The organism is Gordonia sp. GN26 (assembly GCF_054823965.1).
On sequence record NZ_JSYC01000130.1, the window covers coordinates 1 to 1924 of the forward strand.

A 1924-nucleotide genomic window follows, 5' to 3' on the forward strand; every position below is an offset into this window, starting at 1 on the left:
CGAGTCGGTCCTGCAGACCGCACCCGGCGTCGTCGCCGCCGCGGTTCTGGTGCGCGACGACCTCCTCGTCGCCTACGTCTCCGGGGATGCCGACGTGACGCAGGTACGTGAACATGCGGCGCGCCGCCTCGCGCCGTACATGGTTCCGGACACCGTGGTCGTACTCGACGACATGCCGCTCGGAACATCCGGGAAGATCGACCGGAAGTCGCTTCCCGCACCGGAGCTCGGTCCGCGTGAGATCGTGGCGCCGGGGTCGGACACCGAACGCCTGATCGTCGAGATCGTCGCCGACGTCCTCGACCAGGCCGTCGAGCGGGTGTCGGTCACCGACAGCTTCTTCGAGATCGGCGGGCACTCGTTGTCCGCCACCAGGGTCGCCGCCCGGCTCTCGCACACCTTCTCGCTGCCGTTCACCGTTCGTGAACTGTTCGACGCCCCGTCCGTCCGTGCCATGGCCGAGTGGGTCGACGAGCGTCGCGGTGACGACTCGGTCGTCGCGCCGGCGCCTTCCGGTGACGACCTCCCGGACCTGGGATCCATCCCGCGTCCGTCGCGCCCGCCCCTGTCGGCGGCGCAGCAGCGGATGTGGTTCATCAACCAGTTCGATCCGGCGTCACCCGCCTACAACATCCCGTTCGCGATGCGGCTGCGCGGTCGGCTCGACACCGTGGCCCTGCGCGCCGCCCTTGCCGACGTGATCAGCCGGCACGAGGTGCTGCGCACCCGGTACCCGCAGGACCTCGACGGTCGGCCATGGCAGGACATCGCGTCCGCCGATGAGGTGACCGTGGACCAGTGGTGGTGCGATGAGGACGTCGAGACCCTCACCTCCACCGGCTTCGACGTCACCCGCGACCTGCCGATCCGTGCCGGGATCGTCGCCGAGTCCGACGACCACCTCCTGGTCGTCGTCCTCCACCACATCGCGGCGGACGGTGAATCCCTGCGACCGCTCGTCGACGACCTGTCGCACGCCTATGCCGCGCGTACGGCGGGACATGCGCCCAGACGTCCCCCGCTGGACGTCCAGTACGCGGATGTCGCACTCTGGCAACAGCGCGTCCTCGGGTCGGTGGACGATCCGGACTCCGCGCTCGGTCGCCGGGCCAGGTGGTGGCAGGAGGAGCTCGCGGACCTGCCCGATGTACTCGAACTGCCGACCGACCGTCCGCGGCCGCCGGTGGCATCGCTCCACGGTGCCGTCGTGGAATTCGAGGTGCCCGAGGGACTCGCGTCGTCGATCGACGGGTTCGCACGCCGCCATGGGGTCACTGCGTTCATGGTGCTGCACGCCGCCGTCGCGGTCGTGCTGTCCCGCCTGGCGGGCTCCTCCGACATCGCACTCGCGACGCCGGTCGCGGGTCGTGGTCGCGCCGAACTCGATGCCCTGGTCGGCATGTTCGTCAACACCGTTGTCCTACGCACCCAGGTCGACCCGGGTGCCACGTTCGGCGAGGTCATCGGGCGGGTCCGCGACACCGACCTCGACGCGTTCGCCGCTGCCGACGTCCCCTTCGAGCACCTCGTCGACGTGCTCGCCCCGACCCGCAGCGAGGCGTTCGCACCGCTCGCCCAGGTGATGCTGACACTGGAACAGTCCGCGATCGGCGACATCTCGGTGCCCGGCCTGACGGTCACGCCCGTCGAGGCGGGTGTTCCCGCCGCGCGATTCGACCTCATGATCGGTATGACGGCCGCTCGCGACGCGGCCGGCGACCTGACCGCCCTGTCCGGGCGGATCGTCTACGCCACCGACCTCTTCGAGGACCGCACCGTCCGCCGGCTGGGTGAGCGGATCGTCGACGTCCTCACCACCGGTCTCGCCGACGACACGGTGGTGGTCGGCGACATCGACCTCGCCGACGCGACCGAGCGTGCCGCCATCGCGGACTGGTCTCGGGGTGCGGTGGTGGAGTTGGGG

General features: G+C 70.4%; 1 protein-coding gene. It reads left to right on the plus strand.

Going from position 1 to position 1924, the window contains the following annotated elements; translation table 11 throughout:
• On the plus strand, positions 1–1924 hold a 1924-nt coding region (locus OK17_RS19745; RefSeq protein ID WP_461418471.1), incomplete at both ends, for a condensation domain-containing protein.